We start from the raw sequence: 15,535 nt of genomic DNA, 5'->3' as shown, positions 1-15,535 counted from the left end.
GGGCCGGGCACAGGCTAGGAGAGAGAACGACATGACCGATGTGACCACCGGCGCGAAGCCGGCCGCGGAACTCGACCACTGGCGGGAACGCCTCGCCGATCTGCCGGAACTGCGGCTGCCCGCCGACCGGCCCCGGCTCGCCGGGCACGTACCGGCCACCGCGCGGGAGACGTTCCGGGTGCCGGCCGCCGCGGTGAGCGGACTGACCGCCCTGGCCGGCGAGCACGACGGCACCCTGTTCACCGGCCTGTTCACCGCCCTCCAGGTCCTGCTCGCGCGCTACAGCCGCCAGCAGGACCTGGCCCTGGGCACAGCCGACGACCGGGCCAACCCTCTGGTGCTGCGGGGCACGGTGCTGCCGCAGACCCCGTTCGGGCAACTGCTGGCCGACAACGCCCGGGTGGTGCGGGACGCCCTCGCACACCGTGGGGTGCCCTACCGGCAGGTCGTCCAGGTCCTGGGGGTCCGCGCCGAGGTCGGCCGGGACCCGCTGGTGCAGACCCGGATCCTGCTGGCCGGTGCCGCCGACGGTGACGTGCTCGGCGCCGCCCCGGACGACCGCGCCCTGCCGGAGTGCGAGCTGAGCTTCGAGTTCACGGCTGCCGACGACGGCGGGCTGACCGCCGCCCTGGTGTACGACGGCGCGCTGTTCGAGGCGGCCACCGCGCGGCGGCTGACCCGGAACCTGCTGGTGCTGCTGACCGCCGCGCTGCGCGCCCCCGGGCAGCCGGTCGGTGAACTGCCCCTGATCCACCCGGAGGAGCTGGACACGCTGCTCCACGCCTGGGGCGTCAACCGGAGCCCGTATCCCGCCGACCGCTGTCTGCACGAACTGGTCGGCGAGCACGCCCTGGCCCGTCCCGACGCGGTCGCCGTCGTGCACGGCACCACCACCATGACGTACCGCGAACTGGACGAGCGGGCCGACCGCCTGGCCCGGCTGCTCCTGGCCCAGGGGGTGCGACCCGGGTCCTTCGTCGGTGTCTGCCTGCCGCGCGGCCCCGAGCTGTTCGCCGCGCTCCTCGCGGTGCTCCGGGCCGGCTGCGCCTATCTGCTGCTGGACATCGACTACCCGTCCGACCGGCTGAGCTTCATGCTCACGGACACCGGGGCGGCGGCCTGCCTCACCCGGCGCGAGCTGACCGCGAAACTGTCGGCCCCCGAGGCGCGCATGATCTGCCTGGAGGAACACGAGCAGGACATCGCCGCGCCGCCGGCCGGCCCGCCGGGGGTCCCGGTCACCTCGGCCGACGGCGCCTACGTCATCTACACCTCGGGCTCCACCGGCATGCCCAAGGGCACCGTGGTCACCCACCGGGCGTTCGTCCGGCTGCTGCGGGACGCCGACTACCTCACGCTGCACCCGGACGACGTCTCCGGCCAGGGTGCCGACGTCACCTTCGACGCGGCGGCGTTCGAGATCTGGGCCCCGCTGGTCGCCGGGGCGCGGCTGGTGGTGCTCGACAAGGAGACCCTGCTGGACCCGGCCGCGCTGACCGCCGCCCTGGAACGGCACCGGCTCACCACGCTGTTCCTGACCACCGCGCTGTTCAACCAGGTCGTCGCCGCCGACCCCGGCGCGTTCCGCGGCCTGAGGCACATGCTGTTCGGCGGCGAGGCCGTCAACTCCGCCCGGGTGGCCCAGGTGCTGGCCGCCGGCCCGCCCGGACGCCTGGTGCATCTGTACGGCCCCTCCGAGACCACCACCTTCGCGACATGGCATCTGGTGCGGGAGGCCGACGAGCACACCGCCGTCCCGATCGGCGGGCCGGTCGCCAACACCACCGTCTATGTGCTGGACGAGCTGCTGGAACCGGTGCCCGTCGGCGTGGTCGGCGAGCTGTTCATCGCCGGCCCCGGGGTCGCCCACGGCTACATGGACCGTCCGGAGCTGACCGCCGAGCGCTTCCTGGCCAACCCGTTCGCCGGGCCGCCCGACGAGCGGCTCTACCGCACCGGCGACCTGGTGCGCTGGTCCGCCGCCGGCGCCCTGGAGTACGTCGGGCGGGCCGACCACCAGGTGAAGATCCGCGGCTACCGGATCGAACCGAGCGAGATCGAACGAGTGCTCCAGCAGCATCCGGACATCGAGGCCGCCCTGGTGGTCGCCCGGGCCGAGGGCGAGCACAAGCGGCTCGTCGGCTATGTACGCCCGGCGGCCGGCCGGCAGACCGAGCCCGCCGGACTGCGCGCGTTCGTGGCCGCCCGGCTCCCGGAGTTCATGGTGCCGTCCGCGCTGGTCACACTCGCCGAGTTCCCACTGCTGCCGAACGGCAAGATCGACCGCGCGGCCCTGCCCGCCCCCGAGCGGACCACCGGCGGCGACGGCTCCGCGCCGCGCAACGGCACCGAGCGGGTGCTCGCCGTCATCTGGGCGGAGGTGCTCGGCGTCCCGAGCGTCGGCATCACCGACAACTTCTACGAGCTGGGCGGCGACTCGATCCTCGGCGTCCGGGTGGTCGCCCGCGCGAAGAAGGCCGGCCTGTCGATCTCCGCGAAGGACGTGTTCCGGCGGCAGACGATCGCCGAACTCGCCTCCGTGGCCGTGAGCGACGGCAACTGATGGCACCGGCCCGCGATTTGGAGGACATCCCCGCATGACCACGCAGACGCAGCCGGCGGCGGATCCGGACACCCTGGATCTGACCGACCCGCAGACGTTCCTCGACAACGACCCGCACCGGATGTGGCAGCCCTACCGCGACCAGTACCCGGTGTTCTGGCATCCCGGCCGCGACGAGCTGCCCGGCTTCTGGGTGCTGACCCGCTACCAGGACGTCCTGGACGCCTACCGCGACAACAGGCGCTACACCTCCGAGCAGGGCAACGTGCTGGCCACGCTGCGCCTGGGGGAGGACTCCGCGGCCCGCAGGATGCTCGCCGTCACCGACGGGCCGCGGCACCGCGCGGTCCGCAACCTCATGATGAAGTCCTTCTCGCCGCGCGTCCTGGCACCGGTGGTGGCCAACGTCCAGCGGCGCACCGACACCCTGGTCGCCCACGCGGTCGAGCGCGGCGAACTCGACTTCGTCACCGAGGTCGCGGACCGCATCCCCATCCACACCATCGGCGATCTGATGGGCATCCCGGCGGCGGACCGGGAACAGGTGGTGGACTGGAACGCGCAGACGTTGTCCCGGTACAGCTCGCAGGACAGCGAGCAGGAATCGGTGATGGCCCGCAACGAACTCGTGCTCTACATCTCCGACCTGGTCGCCGAACGGCGCCGCAACCCGGGCGAGGACGTGCTCTCCACGCTGGCCGCCGCCACCGTCGACGGCAAGCCGCTCTCCGACGACGAGATCGTGCTCCAGTCCTACAGCCTGATCCTCGGCGGCGACGAGTCCAGCCGGGCGACGGCCGCCGGTGCCGTACGCGCCTTCCACGACCACCCCGACCAGTGGCGGCGGCTGAAGAACGGCGAGGTGACACTGGAGAGTTCGGCCGAGGAGGTGGTGCGCTGGACCACGCCGGCCATGCACTTCGGCCGGCACGCCCTGGTCGACGTGCCGCTGCGGGAACACACCGTCAGGGCCGGCGAGATCATCACGCTGTGGAACAGCTCGGCCAACTTCGACGAGGACGTCTTCGACGACCCGTACACGTTCGACCTGGGACGTACGCCCAACAAGCACGTCAGCTTCGGGCACGGGCCGCACTTCTGCCTCGGCGCCTATCTGGGGCGGGTCCATATGCACGCCATGCTGGAGGCGCTGCGCACCCAGGTCGCGGAGATCGAGGTGCTCGGCACCCCCGCGCGACTGTTCTCCAACTTCGCCAACGGCCACACGGCCATGCAGGTCCGGATAACCCCCGAACCGACCGCCTCCTGACCGCTTCCCGGTGGCGCGCGCCGCGCGCCACCGGGGCCGTCAGCGGGCCGTCAGCGCTTGCGGGCGGCGGCCCGGGCGGCGGTGAACGCCGCCACGTCACGGGAGATGGCGCGGGCCACCTCGCGCTCGCCGGACTGGATGTAGAAGTGCCCGCCCGGGAAGAACCGGGACGTGAACCCCGCCGTCGTGTGTTCGCCCCAGGCGAGGACACCCTCGGCCGGCACATTGACGTCGGACTCGCCGCAGTAGGCGCTGATCGGGCAGTCGAGCCGGGTCCCCCCGGTGTCCTGGTAGGTCTCCGCGGCCTTGAAGTCGGAGCGCATCGCCGGGATGACCACAGCCAGCAGATCCTTGTCGTCCAGCAGCGCAGTCGGGGTGCCGGCCAGGTCGGCCATGGTCGCGACGATGCCCTCGTCGCCCAGCAGGTGCAGCCCCCGGTCATGGCGCACGGACGGCGCCGAACGCCCCGATCCGATCACGCCGATCGGTGGATTGCCGGGCCACAGCCGCTCCAGCCGCAGCGCGATCTCGTAGGCCAGTACCGATCCCATGCTGTGGCCGAACAGCGCGATCGGCCGGTGCCGCCAAGGGGTCAGGGCCGCCACGACGCTGTCCGCCATCTCCGCGATGCTCTCCACCGGAGGCTCCAGCAGCCGGTCCTGCCGGCCCGGATACTGCGTGATCAGCACCTCGGTGGTGGCGGACAGCGCCGCCGACAGCGAGTGGTACGCCACCGCGGACCCGCCGGCGTGCGGACAGCAGACCAGCACCGGGCCACCGCCGCGCGGCGGGTGGTACTGCCGTATCCAGCCGTCCTGGCCGGTGTCCCGCCGGTTTCTGACCGGCCCGCCCGGGATGTTCGGCGGGGTGGGCCTGTGCGGGGTGCTGGTCATCGCGGTACGCCGTCCTTCGGACTCGCAGAAAGTGGTGGGGTGGTGGGTCGGTGGGGTCACCAGTCGACGCGGAGCAGGGACAGCCCACGGGTCGCCAGGCCGTCCTTCCAGACCACCGGGGTGTCGACGGCGGCGAGCCGCAGCGCGGGGAAACGGTGCAGCAGACGTTCGAGGACCAGGCAGACCTGGAGGCGGGCCAGCGGCGCGCCCAGGCACCGGTGCACGCCGTGCCCGAACGTGAGATGGACCGCGTCGTGGCCGGTCAGGGCGAGGGACTCCGGCTCGGCGAACACCTTGCCGTCGCGATTGCCGTGCACCAGCGCGACCAGGACGGCCTCACCGGCCTGGACGGTGACGCCGCCCAGTTCCACCGGCTGCACCGCGACCCGGGGAAAGGCGAGGGGCGTGGCGGGGCTGATCCGCAGCAGCTCCTCGACGACGGCCGCCGTCCGCTCGGGCCGTGCCACCAGTTCGCGGTGCGCGTCCGGGTCGGAGAGCAGCGACAACAGGGAGAGGCTGAGCTGTCCCGCGGTGGTCTCGTAGCCCGCCATCAGCAGCGTGAGCCCGAGGGTGAGCAGTTCGCTCATGGTGAGTTCACCCTGGTCGTGCAGCCCGATCAGGGTGGTGAGCAGGTCGTCCTCGGGCCGCTGCCGTTTGCGGTTCACCAAGTCCGTCATGTAGTCGGCGAGTTCGACGCGCCGGCGGGCCTTCTCCCGGGGACTGCTCGCGGAGATGTCGAACAGCACCTCGACCCAGTCCCGGAAGCGGGAGCCGTCCTCGGCCGGGATGCCGAGCAGGGAGCACAGCACGGCGAGCGGGAGCGGGGCGGCGAGGTGCTCGACGAAGTCGGCGCCGGGACCGTGCGCGGCCATCGCGTCGAGATGCCGGTCGGCCAGCTCCGCCACGAAGGGCCGCATCGCGGCGATCCGGCCGGTGGAGAACGCGCCGCTGACGATGCGCCGCAGCTGGGTGTGCCGGCTGCCGTCCATGCTCATCATCGAATTCGGCGTCGGCTGGGCGTCGTTGAACTTGGGTGCCGCAGGCAGGACCGCGCTCGCCCGGCTGAACCTCTTGTCCGTCAGTACCGCGCGGCCCAGTGCGTAGTCGCGCACCAGCCACATCTTGTCGCCGGCGGGCGTGACGACGGGTACGACGTCCTCGCTGCCGGCCTGCAGGAACTCCGGAAGCGGCCCCAGTTGGCCGGCCGTGCGCTGCCTCATACGGGTCTCCCCTCTAGGTTGTCGGCGTCAGCCGTCCGGATCGGGCGCCCCGCCGCGCGGCTCGGCCCGCCCGTCGCACGTGATGCGTGGGTGCTGCCGGGCCGGCTGCTGCGGCCCTGGGGCGGCGGCCGATGGATGAGGGGAACTCGCCCCGGGAGTACGTCGGTTGCCACGCACTCGCCCGGCGCCGGTGATCCGGCGGTTCTCCCGTCAGCCTTCAACCTACCCACCGGAAGGTGGCCGGTGAACCGTGGAACAGCCCGTACGCGGACCCGGTCGCCGTCCCGCCGACAGGACAGCGGCGAGGCCCTCAGGACGCCCCGGACCGCACCAGCCGCCCCCGTACGAGTTCCGCCACCCGGCCCCAGTGGGAGCTGAGGTAGAAGTGTCCGCCGGACAGGACCGTCAACTCGTGCGCGCCCGCGGTGTGGGAGGCCCAGCCGCGCGCCTGTGCCGGGGTGACCTGCGAGTCCTGGTCCCCGGTGAGGACGAACAGCGGGCAGCTCAGCGGCGGACCGGGGACGTACCGGTAGGTCTCGGCGGCCCGGTAGTCCGCCCGGATCGCGGGCAGGACCAGTTCCAGCACTTCCGGGTCGTCGAGAATCCGCGCGTCGGTACCGCTGAGCGCGCCGATGTGCGCGACCAGGGTGGCGTCGTCGGCGAGGTGGATGCCCTTGTCGTGCGGCAGCGTCGGGGCACGCCGGCCCGAGACGTACAGCGCCTGCGGGCCGCTGCCCGCCGCCTCCAGCCGCCGGGCCGTCTCGAAGGCCACGGAGGCACCCATGCTGTGCCCGAGGAGGGCGAACGGACGGTCGAGCCGGCCCCGCAGCTCCTCGGTCAGCGCGTCGGTGAGCGCCGACACGCTGTCCAGGCACGGCTCGTGGCGCCGGTCCTGACGGCCCGGGTACTGGACCGCCAGGACCTCGACGTCCGGCGCCAGACCGGCGGACAGCGGAAAGAAGAAGGAGGCCGAACCCCCGGCGTGCGGCAGGCAGATCAGCCGGGTCGCGGTGTCGCGGCCCTCATGGAAACGGCGCAGCCAGCCGCCGTCGGCCGAGGCACGCCCCGGCGCGCGGGGACCCGTTCCTGTCTCGTTCACGTCAGTGCTCCGTCCCGTCCGAGAGGACCCGAGGATACGAGCAGATCCCCGGAGACGTCACGGACGTCGCCGCACCCGCTCTGCGCCAGGACGAGGTCGAACTCCGCGAGCAGACACCGCAGGACATGCCGTACGCCCTCGCGCCCGCCCAGTGCCAGGCCGTACTGGTAGGGCCGGCCCAGCAGCACGGCGTCCGCGCCGAGCGCCAGGGCCTTGAACAGGTCGCTGCCGGTGCGCACACCCGAGTCGAGCAGCACGGGCACGTCGTCACCCACGGCCGCGCGTACCGCGGGCAGACAGTCCAGAGCGGCGGCGGAGCCGTCGAGCTGGCGCCCGCCGTGGTTGGAGACGATCACGCCGTCGGCGCCGCCCGCGAGCGCCAGCCGGGCGTCCTCGGGGTGCAGCAGGCCCTTGACCAGGATCGGCAGGCCGGTCAGCTCGCGCAGCCACGGGAGGCGGTCCCAGGTCAGGGACGGGTTGGCGGAGACGGCCGCCCAGTGTCCGGCCACTGTCCGGTCGTCGGCATCCGGGGGCAGCGTCGCCCGGAAGACGGGATCGGTGGTGAAGTTGGCCAGCCCGGCGCCGTGGAGGAACGGCAGATAGCCGTGGTCCAGATCCACCGGACGGTACGCGAAGGCCGGGCTGTCGACGGTGAGGACCAGGGCGGAGTATCCGGCCGCCTCGGCCCGGCGCACCAGGGAGGCGGCGATCTCCTGGTCGGACGGCCAGTACAGCTGGAACCACCGCGGCTGCGGACCGGCCGCCGCCGCGACCTCCTCCATGGAGTGGGAGGCGAAACACGACAGGACGAACGGCACCCCCGCGTCGGCGGCGCCGCGGACGGCCGCCAGCTCGCCCTCCGGATGGACGACGGTCTGCGCGGCGATCGGCGCCAGCAGCACCGGGGCGGTCAGGTCACGGCCGAACAGACGGACCGACAGCTCGCGCCGGGTGACGCCGCGCAGCATGCGCGGCAGGATCCGCCACCGGTCGAACGCCGCGCGGTTGGCACGTGCCGTGCCCCCCGTCCCGGCGTCGCCCGCGACGTACCCGTACGCGGACGCGGGCAGCACCTCACGGGCCGCCTCCTGGAGGGTGGTGAGATCGGTGGACGGACGGCCGGTGCCTCCGTCGGGTCCGGCGAGGTAGATCTCGCGCACCAGCTCGGGCCCCGGCCCGGCCGTCCGGGCGGCCAGGTCCTCGCGCAGCCTGCGGCACAGCAGTTCGGCGGTGCCGGCGGCATGTCCGGTCAGCGCGAAGTGACCGCCGGGGTGCACCTCCACGGTGTGCGCCGCGGTGGTGTGCCGGGACCAGTCCCCGACCTGCTCCAGGGTGTTCTTCGGGTCGTCGGCCGCGAGCAGCACCGTGACCGGCGCGGTGAGCACGGTGTCCGGCGCGCACCGGTAGCGCTGGAGCAGCCGGTGGTCGGCACGCAGCAGGCGCAGCACCTCGGCGCGAAGCTCCGGGTCCGCCAGCAGCACGTCCGGCACTCCGCCGAGCAGCCGCAGTCCGGCCACCAGCTCGTCGTCGTGCAGGGCGTCGAGGTCGGGTTCCTCCCAGTCGTGGGAGGGCGGCCGGGCGGCCGAGACGAACAGCCGTGCCACAGCGCCGTGTTCCTCCAGCAGCCGGGCCGTCTCGAACGCGGCCAGGGCGCCCATGCTGTGGCCGAGGAGGAACAGCGGGCGGTCGGTGTACGGCGCGAGGGCCGCCGCCGTGTGCCGGGCGATCGTGCCGATGTCGTCCGCGCAGGCCTCGGCGCGGCGCTCCTGCCGCCCGGGGTACTGCACCGCGAGCAGTCCGATGTCCTCGGGCAGCGCGGCGGCCAGCGCGGTGAACGCGGTGGCGGTGCCGCCCGCGTGCGGGAAGCACACCAGACGGGCGGCCGGTTCCCCGCTCGTGGGGAAGGTCCGCAGCCAGCGGGGGTCCCCGGCCGGTGGCGGGGCGGTCACGGTGCTGCCGGGGTGGGCGGGGGCCGCGGGCGCGGCGGTGCGGTCGGTCATGTCCTCGGTGTCCTGTCCTCGGTCGTGGTGGACAGCTGGTCCAGCAGATGGTGCAGACGCTCACGCAGCCGGGTGCGGCCGGCGTCGTCCAGGACGCGTCCGGCGACGGCCGCCTCGACGCCGTCCAGCGCGCCGAGTGCGTCGGCCGTGTCGGTCGTGTCGGCCGGGGAGCCGTTCGCGTCGTCCTGCGGGGCGGCGGACGGCGAGGCCGCGGGGGCCGGTCCGGTCCGCAGGTGGCCGACGAGATCGCGCGGTGTCGGCCAGTCGAAAATGAAGGTCGCCGGCACCCGGATCCCGGTGGCGGCCGTGACGCGGTTGCGCAGTTCGACGGCGGTCAGTGAGTCGAAGCCGATCCGGTCGAAGACGCTGTCCGGGGTGAGCACGGTCTGCGAGGCGTGGCCGAGAACCGTGGCGGCCTCGCGCAGGACCAGGTCCATGAGGTCGTCCCCGGCGCCGTTCTCGCCGTCGCCGTCGCCGTCGCCGTCGTGCCGCGCCGGGTCGGCGGCGCCCGCCCCCGTCGCCCGGTCCGTCGGGCCGGCGGCCGGGGGCGCCGCGGCGGGCGCCACCTCCGTCAGCAGCGTCGGCAGGGTGCCGTCGCGGCGCTGTTCGGCCAGCCGGAACCGGTCCCAGCGGGCGGCCACGGCGACCGGCGAGCGGCTCTCCAGCGCGGCGTCCAGCAGCGCGAGTCCCCGGTCCGCCGGCAGCGGCCGTACCCCCAGCCGGGCCATCCGGGCGAGGTCGGCGTCGCTCAGCGCGCTGCCCATGCCGTCGGCCACGTCCCACAGGCCCCAGACGACGGACACGCCGGGCAGGCCGGCCGTACGGCGCCGCTCCGCCAAACCGTCCAGGAACGCGTTGCCCGCGGCGTAGCCCGCCTGTCCCGCGGCGCCCAGGGTACCGGCGAGCGAGGAGTAGACGACGAACGCGGACAGGTCGAGCCCGGCCGTCAGGTCGTGCAGATGGACCGCCGCGTCGATCTTCGGCCGCAGTGTCCGGTCGAGCTGTTCGGGCGTGAGGGCGGACAGCAGCCCGTCGTCGACGACGCCCGCGGCGTGCACGACACCGCCGAGCCGGACGCCCGCGCGGCCGAGCCCGTCGAGCGCCGCGGCCAGCGCGTCGCGGTCCGCCGCGTCGCACGCCAGGGTGCGCACCTCGGCGCCCAGAGCGCGCAGTTCGTCGAGGTCGCGCGCCGCGTTCCCGCCGGGAGCCCCTCGCCCCATCAGGACCAGTCGGCGCACCCCGTGCCCGGTGACCAGGTGACGGGCGGTCAGCCGGCCCAGCCAGCCCAGGCCGCCGGTGATCAGCACGGCGCGTCGGGTGTCCCAGACGGGGCCGGGCAGTTCCAGGACCACCTTGCCCACGTGCCGGGCCTCGGCGAGCTGCCGGAACGCGTCCGCCGCGCGGTCGATCCGCCAGGAGGTCACCGGCGGTGGCGTCAGCTCCCCGGACTCGAACAGGGCGAGCAGGGCGCGCAGCATCTCCTGGATCCGGTCGGGCCCCGGCTCGCGCACGTCGTACGCCCGGTACGTGACGCCGGGATGCCGGTCCGCCACCTCGGCCGGGTCCCGCAGGTCGGTCTTGCCCATCTCCAGGAAGCGGCCGCCCCGCGGCAGCAGCCGCAGCGACGCGTCGACGTAGGGGCCGGCCAGAGAGTTGAGGACGACGTCGACGCCCGCACCGCCGGTCGTGCCGAGGAACCGCTCCTCGAAGCCGAGGTCGCGCGAGGAGGCGATGCGCCCGTCGGGCAGCCCGGTGTCCCGCAGTGTGTCCCACTTGCCGGGGGAGGCGGTGGCGTGGGGCACGGCGCCCAGGTGCCGGGCGAGTTGCAGCGCCGCCGTGCCGACGCCGCCGGTGCCCGCGTGCACCAGGACCGACTCGCCCGCGCGCAGCCCGGCCAGGTCCACCAGCCCGTAGTAGGCGGTCAGGTAGGCCACCGGGACGGCGGCGGCCTGCTGGAAGGTCCAGCCGGCGGGGACCGGGCACACCAGCCGCCGGTCGGTCACCGAGGTCGGTCCGATGCCGGAGAACAGCCCCAGGACCCGGTCCCCGGCGCGCAGGTCGGTGACCCCCTCGCCGACCTCCAGGACCACGCCGGCGCCTTCGCCGCCCTGGCCCCGGTCGGCGGCGTCGGGGTCCACGGACGGCGGTATGACGCCGAGGGACAGCAGCACGTCGCGGAAGTTGAGGCCCGCGGCCCGCATGCCCACCCGGATCTGACCGGGTGCCAGGGGCAGGTCCGCCTCCGGCCAGGGCTCCAGCGACAGGTTCGCGAAGGACTGCTTGGCGACGTAGTCCAGCCGCCAGTTCCCCGCCCCGGCCGGCGGCCGCAGTCCGTCGTGGCCGGGCGCCGGGGCGAGGACGGGCCGGTGGGCCGTGCCGTCGCGCAGCGCGAGCTGCGGCTCCGCGGTGGTCACGGCACAGGGCACGGCGGCGCCGGAGGCGGCGGATCCGTCCTCGTCGAGGAGGGCGAAGCGTCCCGGGTGCTCGCTCTGGGCGGACCGCACCAGGCCCCACACCGCGCGGTGGGCGAGCCGGGCGGGCGACTGTGCGCCGGACACGTCGACGGCCTCGCGGGTGCGGACCACCAGCCGGGTGCCGGCCAGCCGCCGGTCGTCCAGCAGCAGCCGGGCCGCGACCAGCACCTCGTGCAGCACGCCCCGTACCGCGGCCGGGTCGTCGTCGGCCTCGCCGCAGCTCAGCAGCACGACCTCGGGGGCGGGCGCCCCCGCCGCCAGCGCGGAGGTCAGGGATGCCACGTCGGGAAGGGCCTCGCCGGGGCCGACCCGCGTCCAGCGGTCGGTCGCGGGCGCCGCGGGCAGGCCGGACAGGGCCGTCCAGCGCGGCAGCAGGAGGTCGTCGGCCGCGGCGGCGGTCACCGGGACCGGGCGCAGGGAGAGCGAGCCGATCGTGGCGACCGGCCTGCCGTCGGTGTCGGTCACCTCGACGGTGACCGTGTCGGGACCGGCGGGGGCCAGCCGGACCCGCACCTGGTCGGCCGCGGCGCGGTGGATCCGTACACCTGACCAGGCGTACGGGACGAGGCTCCGGCCGTCCGCCGCCGCGCCGACGGCCGCCAGGGGGTGCAGGCAGGCGTCGAGGAGGGCGGGGTGCAGGGTGTACCCGCCGCCCGTCCCGTGCTCCGCCGCGGGCGCCACCTCGGCGAAGACCTCCTCGCCGCGCCTCCACATGGCGCGCACACCGCGGAAGGCGGGCCCGTACTCCAGCCCGCGCGCGGCCAGGTCCGTGTAGAGGTCGCCGGGTGGCACCGGGACGGGTTCGGCGTCCTCGGGCGGCCACCGGCCGGCGTCGTTGCCGTCACCGGCGGGCGGGGACTGGGCGAGTGTGCCCCGGGCGTGGCGTGTCCACGGCGTCGGCCCGGTGCCGTCGGCCCGGCGGGCGTGGACGGTGACCGTGCGCCCGCCGTCGGCGCCTGGCGCGGCGATCAGTACCCGCAGCTGGATCTCGGCGTCCCGGGGCACGGGCAGGGGCGCCTCCAGGACGAGGTCCTCGACCAGGTCGTAGGACTCGGCGCGGGCGGCACTCGCCACCAGGTCGAGCAGGGCGGTGCCGGGGAGCAGTACCTGTCCGGCGACCCGGTGGTCCGCCAGCCAGCCGTGCGTGGCGCCGGACAGCCGTCCGGAGTACAGGGTCCCGCCCGGTTCCGGCACATCGGCGACGGCGGTCAGCACGGGGTGGTCGAGATGGCCGAGGCCGGCCGACCGCAGATCGCCGGGGGCGTCGGCGGTGCCGATCCAGTAGGTGCGGCGCTGGAAGGCGTACGTCGGCAGCGGGACGCGGCGGGCGCCCCGGCCGGCGAACACCGCCTCCCAGTCGACCGGGGTGCCGCAGGCGTGCAGCCGGGCGAGCGCGGTGAGCGCGGTGGGCGCTTCGGGCCGGGAGCGGTGCTGGGCCGGGACGAGTTCGTGCGCGGCCGTGTCGGCGAGGCAGTCGGCGCTCGTCGCCGTGAGGTCCCCGGCGGGCCCCAGGTCGAGGAACCGGGTGCAGCCGATCTCCGCCAGGGTGCGTACGCCGTCCTGGAAGCGGACCGTCTCGCGGGCGTGGCGGACCCAGTACTCGGGGTCGGCGAGCTGACCGGGCAGGGTCGGCCGGCCGGTCAGGTCGGAGACGACGGTGAGGTGCGGCGCCTCGAACGTCAGCTTCGCCACGACGGCCCGCAGGTCGTCCAGGGCCGGCTCCATCAGCGGTGAGTGGAAGGCGTGACTGACCGGCAGCCAGGTGGCCTTGCCGCCGGAGCGTTCGAACTGCGCGACCACCTCCGTCAGATCGCGGTGGTCCCCGGAGAGCACGGTGGCGGCCGGACCGTTGACGGCGGCGACGGAGACACGGTGGGTGCGCCCGGCCAGCAGTTCGGCCGCCTGTTTCTCGTCCGCCCGCAGCGCCACCATGGCGCCGCCCTCCGGCAGGCGCTGCATGACCCGGCCGCGGGCCACGGCCAGTTCGGCGGCGTCGGACAGGGAGAGGACCCCCGCGGCGTGGACGGCGGCGAGCGCGCCCACGGAGTGCCCGAGGACCGCGTCCGGCCGGACGCCCCACGACTCGAACAGCCGGAACAGGGCGACCTCGCAGGCGAGCAGCGCGGGCTGGGTGTACTCGGTGCGGCTCAGCAGCACGGCCCCGGCCGGGTTCTCGGCCGCGTACAGCACCTCGCGCAGCGGACGGTCCAGCCGGGCGTCGAGCTCGGCGCACACGGCGTCGAAGGCCGCCGCGTACGCGGGGAACGTCCCGTACAGCTCGCGGCCCATACCGAGTCGCTGGGCGCCCTGTCCGGCGAAGAGGAACGCGGTCCGGCCGTCGGCCGCGGTGCCCCGGACGACGGCGGAATGGCCGGTGCCGTCGGCGAGCGCGCGCAGCCCGGCGCGCAGTTCCGCCTCGTCCCGCGCGAGGACGGCGGCACGATGGCCGAGGTGGCTGCGGGTGGTGGACAGCGAGAGGCCGAGGTCGACCGGCCGGGACGGTTCGGCGGTCACCCGGTCGAGGAGCCGGGCGGCCTGGTCGCGCAGTGCCGGCCCGCCGCTCGCCGACAGGACGACGGGCACGACGGGCAGTGGCGCCGCGTGAGCCGTGCCGGAGGGCTCGGTCCCGGCCGCGGACACCTGTTCCAGGATCACGTGGGCGTTGGTGCCGCTGATGCCGAAGGAGGACACCGCCGCCCGCCGGGCGTGCCCGCGGTCGGGCCACGCCGTGGCCTCGGTCAGCAGGTTCAGCGTGCCGTCGGCCCAGTCGACGTGCGGGTTGGGCTCGTCCGCGTGCAGGGTCCGCGGCAGCACGCCGTGCCGCATCGCGCAGACCATCTTGATGATGCCGGCCACACCGGCGGCGGCCTGTGTGTGACCGATGTTGGACTTCAGCGACCCCAGGTGGAGCGGGCGGTCCGCGGGACGGCCGACGCCGTAGGCGGCCTCCAGGGCCTGCGCCTCCATGGGATCGCCCAGGGAGGTGCCGGTGCCGTGGGCCTCGACGGCGTCGACCTCGACGGCGGGCACACCGGCGTCCGCCAGCGCGTCGGCGATGACGCGTTCCTGGGCCCGGCGGCTGGGCGCAGTCAGCCCGTTGCTGTCGCTGTTGTGGTTGACGGCGGTGCCGCGGACGACGGCGAGCACCGGATGGCCCAGGCGGCGGGCGTCCTCCAGCCGCTCCAGCAGCAGCACGCCGGCACCCTCCGACCAGCCGGTGCCGTCCGCCGACGCGGCGAACGACTTGCAGCGGCCGTCGGCCGCCAGCCCGCGCTGCCGGCTGAACTCCACGAACGGCATGGGCGTGGCCATGACGGTCGCCCCGCCGGCCAGGGCCAGCGAGCACTCGCCCCTGCGCAGCGCGGCGCACGCGAGGTGCAGCGCCACCAGGGAGGAGGAGCAGGCGGTGTCCACGGTCATGGCCGGGCCCTGGAGACCGAGCGTGTAGGCGACGCGCCCCGAGGCGAGACTGCCCGCGCTGCCGAGCCCGAGGTAGCCCTCGTAGTCGGCGGGGGCGGGCGTCAGACGCGAGCCGTAGTCGCCGTACATGGTTCCCACGAAGACCCCGGTGCGGCTGCCGCGCAGGGACGCCGGGTCGAGACCGCCGTCCTCCAGGGCCTCCCAGCTGGTCTCCAGCAGCAGCCGGTGCTGCGGATCCATGGCATGGGCCTCGCGGGGCGATACGCCGAAGAACTCGGCGTCGAACCGCGCGGCCTCCCCGAGGAACCCGCCCTCCTTGACGTACGAGGTGCCGGGGGAGTCGGGGTCCGGGTCGTAGAGGGCGGCCAGGTCCCAGCCGCGGTCGTCGGGGAAGGCGCCGATGGCGTCGACCTCGTCGGCGACCAGCCGCCACAGGTCCTGCGGGCTGCCGACCCCTCCGGGATACCGGCAGCCCATGCCGACGATGGCGATGGGCCCGTGGGCACCTCCGGCGTCACGGGCGGCGGTCCTCAGACGCTCGTTCTCCTTCAACGCGGCCCGCAGCGCGTCGACGACTTGCTCGTGGGATGTAGCCG

At 74.7% G+C, this 15,535-nt stretch carries 6 protein-coding genes and 1 pseudogene; 2 read left to right on the top strand and 5 right to left on the bottom strand.

Features of this window, described 5'->3' with window-relative positions:
- The first annotated feature begins 31 nt into the window (after positions 1–31).
- On the top strand, positions 32–2,563 hold the full coding sequence (locus tag J8N05_RS36845; protein ID WP_210890934.1) for a non-ribosomal peptide synthetase: 2,532 nt from the start codon (positions 32–34) through the stop codon (positions 2,561–2,563).
- Between the two features lie 34 nt (positions 2,564–2,597).
- A complete protein-coding gene (locus J8N05_RS36840) occupies positions 2,598–3,833 on the top strand; it encodes a cytochrome P450 (protein WP_210890933.1) in 1,236 nt (411 codons plus the stop codon).
- A gap of 50 nt (positions 3,834–3,883) precedes the next feature.
- Here the strand turns inward: J8N05_RS36840 and J8N05_RS36835 are convergent, their stop codons facing one another.
- From J8N05_RS36835 to J8N05_RS36815, 5 genes and pseudogenes are all read right to left on the bottom strand, one after another.
- Positions 3,884–4,726: a thioesterase II family protein gene (locus J8N05_RS36835; protein WP_210890931.1), complete on the bottom strand. Its 843-nt coding sequence runs from the start codon at positions 4,724–4,726 to the stop codon at positions 3,884–3,886.
- 56 nt (positions 4,727–4,782) lie between these two features.
- Positions 4,783–5,946 (bottom strand): cytochrome P450, encoded by a 1,164-nt coding sequence (locus tag J8N05_RS36830; RefSeq protein ID WP_247706837.1) that lies wholly within the window; start codon positions 5,944–5,946, stop codon positions 4,783–4,785.
- A 310-nt stretch (positions 5,947–6,256) separates the two neighbouring features.
- Positions 6,257–7,045 carry a thioesterase II family protein gene (locus J8N05_RS36825; protein WP_210890929.1) on the bottom strand — a complete coding sequence of 263 codons (789 nt, stop codon included), beginning with the start codon at positions 7,043–7,045 and terminating at the stop codon, positions 6,257–6,259.
- Positions 7,042–9,045: an alpha-hydroxy-acid oxidizing protein gene (locus J8N05_RS36820; protein ID WP_210890927.1), complete on the bottom strand. Its 2,004-nt coding sequence runs from the start codon at positions 9,043–9,045 to the stop codon at positions 7,042–7,044. Before J8N05_RS36820 ends, J8N05_RS36825 begins: the two co-directional genes overlap by 4 nt.
- Positions 9,042–15,503 (bottom strand): annotated as a pseudogene (locus J8N05_RS36815) (type I polyketide synthase); the annotation flags it as partial. The gene J8N05_RS36820 and the pseudogene J8N05_RS36815, both read right to left, overlap by 4 nt.
- Positions 15,504–15,535: the final 32 nt, after the last annotated feature.

This window comes from Streptomyces liliiviolaceus (genome assembly GCF_018070025.1).
Lineage (GTDB): Bacteria > Actinomycetota > Actinomycetes > Streptomycetales > Streptomycetaceae > Streptomyces > Streptomyces liliiviolaceus.
Note: the sequence above shows the minus strand (reverse complement) of the source record. Positions and strands in the feature narration are given on the sequence as shown.

Excerpts from the sequence above, each read along its gene's own strand:
- J8N05_RS36845 (WP_210890934.1), top strand. The coding sequence starts at position 32 with ATGACCGATGTGACCACCGGCGCGAAGCCGGCCGCGGAACTCGACCAC.
- J8N05_RS36840 (WP_210890933.1), top strand. The coding sequence starts at position 2,598 with ATGACCACGCAGACGCAGCCGGCGGCGGATCCGGACACCCTGGATCTG.
- J8N05_RS36835 (WP_210890931.1), bottom strand. The coding sequence starts at position 4,726 with ATGACCAGCACCCCGCACAGGCCCACCCCGCCGAACATCCCGGGCGGG.
- J8N05_RS36830 (WP_247706837.1), bottom strand. The coding sequence starts at position 5,946 with ATGAGGCAGCGCACGGCCGGCCAACTGGGGCCGCTTCCGGAGTTCCTG.
- J8N05_RS36820 (WP_210890927.1), bottom strand. The coding sequence starts at position 9,045 with ATGACCGACCGCACCGCCGCGCCCGCGGCCCCCGCCCACCCCGGCAGC.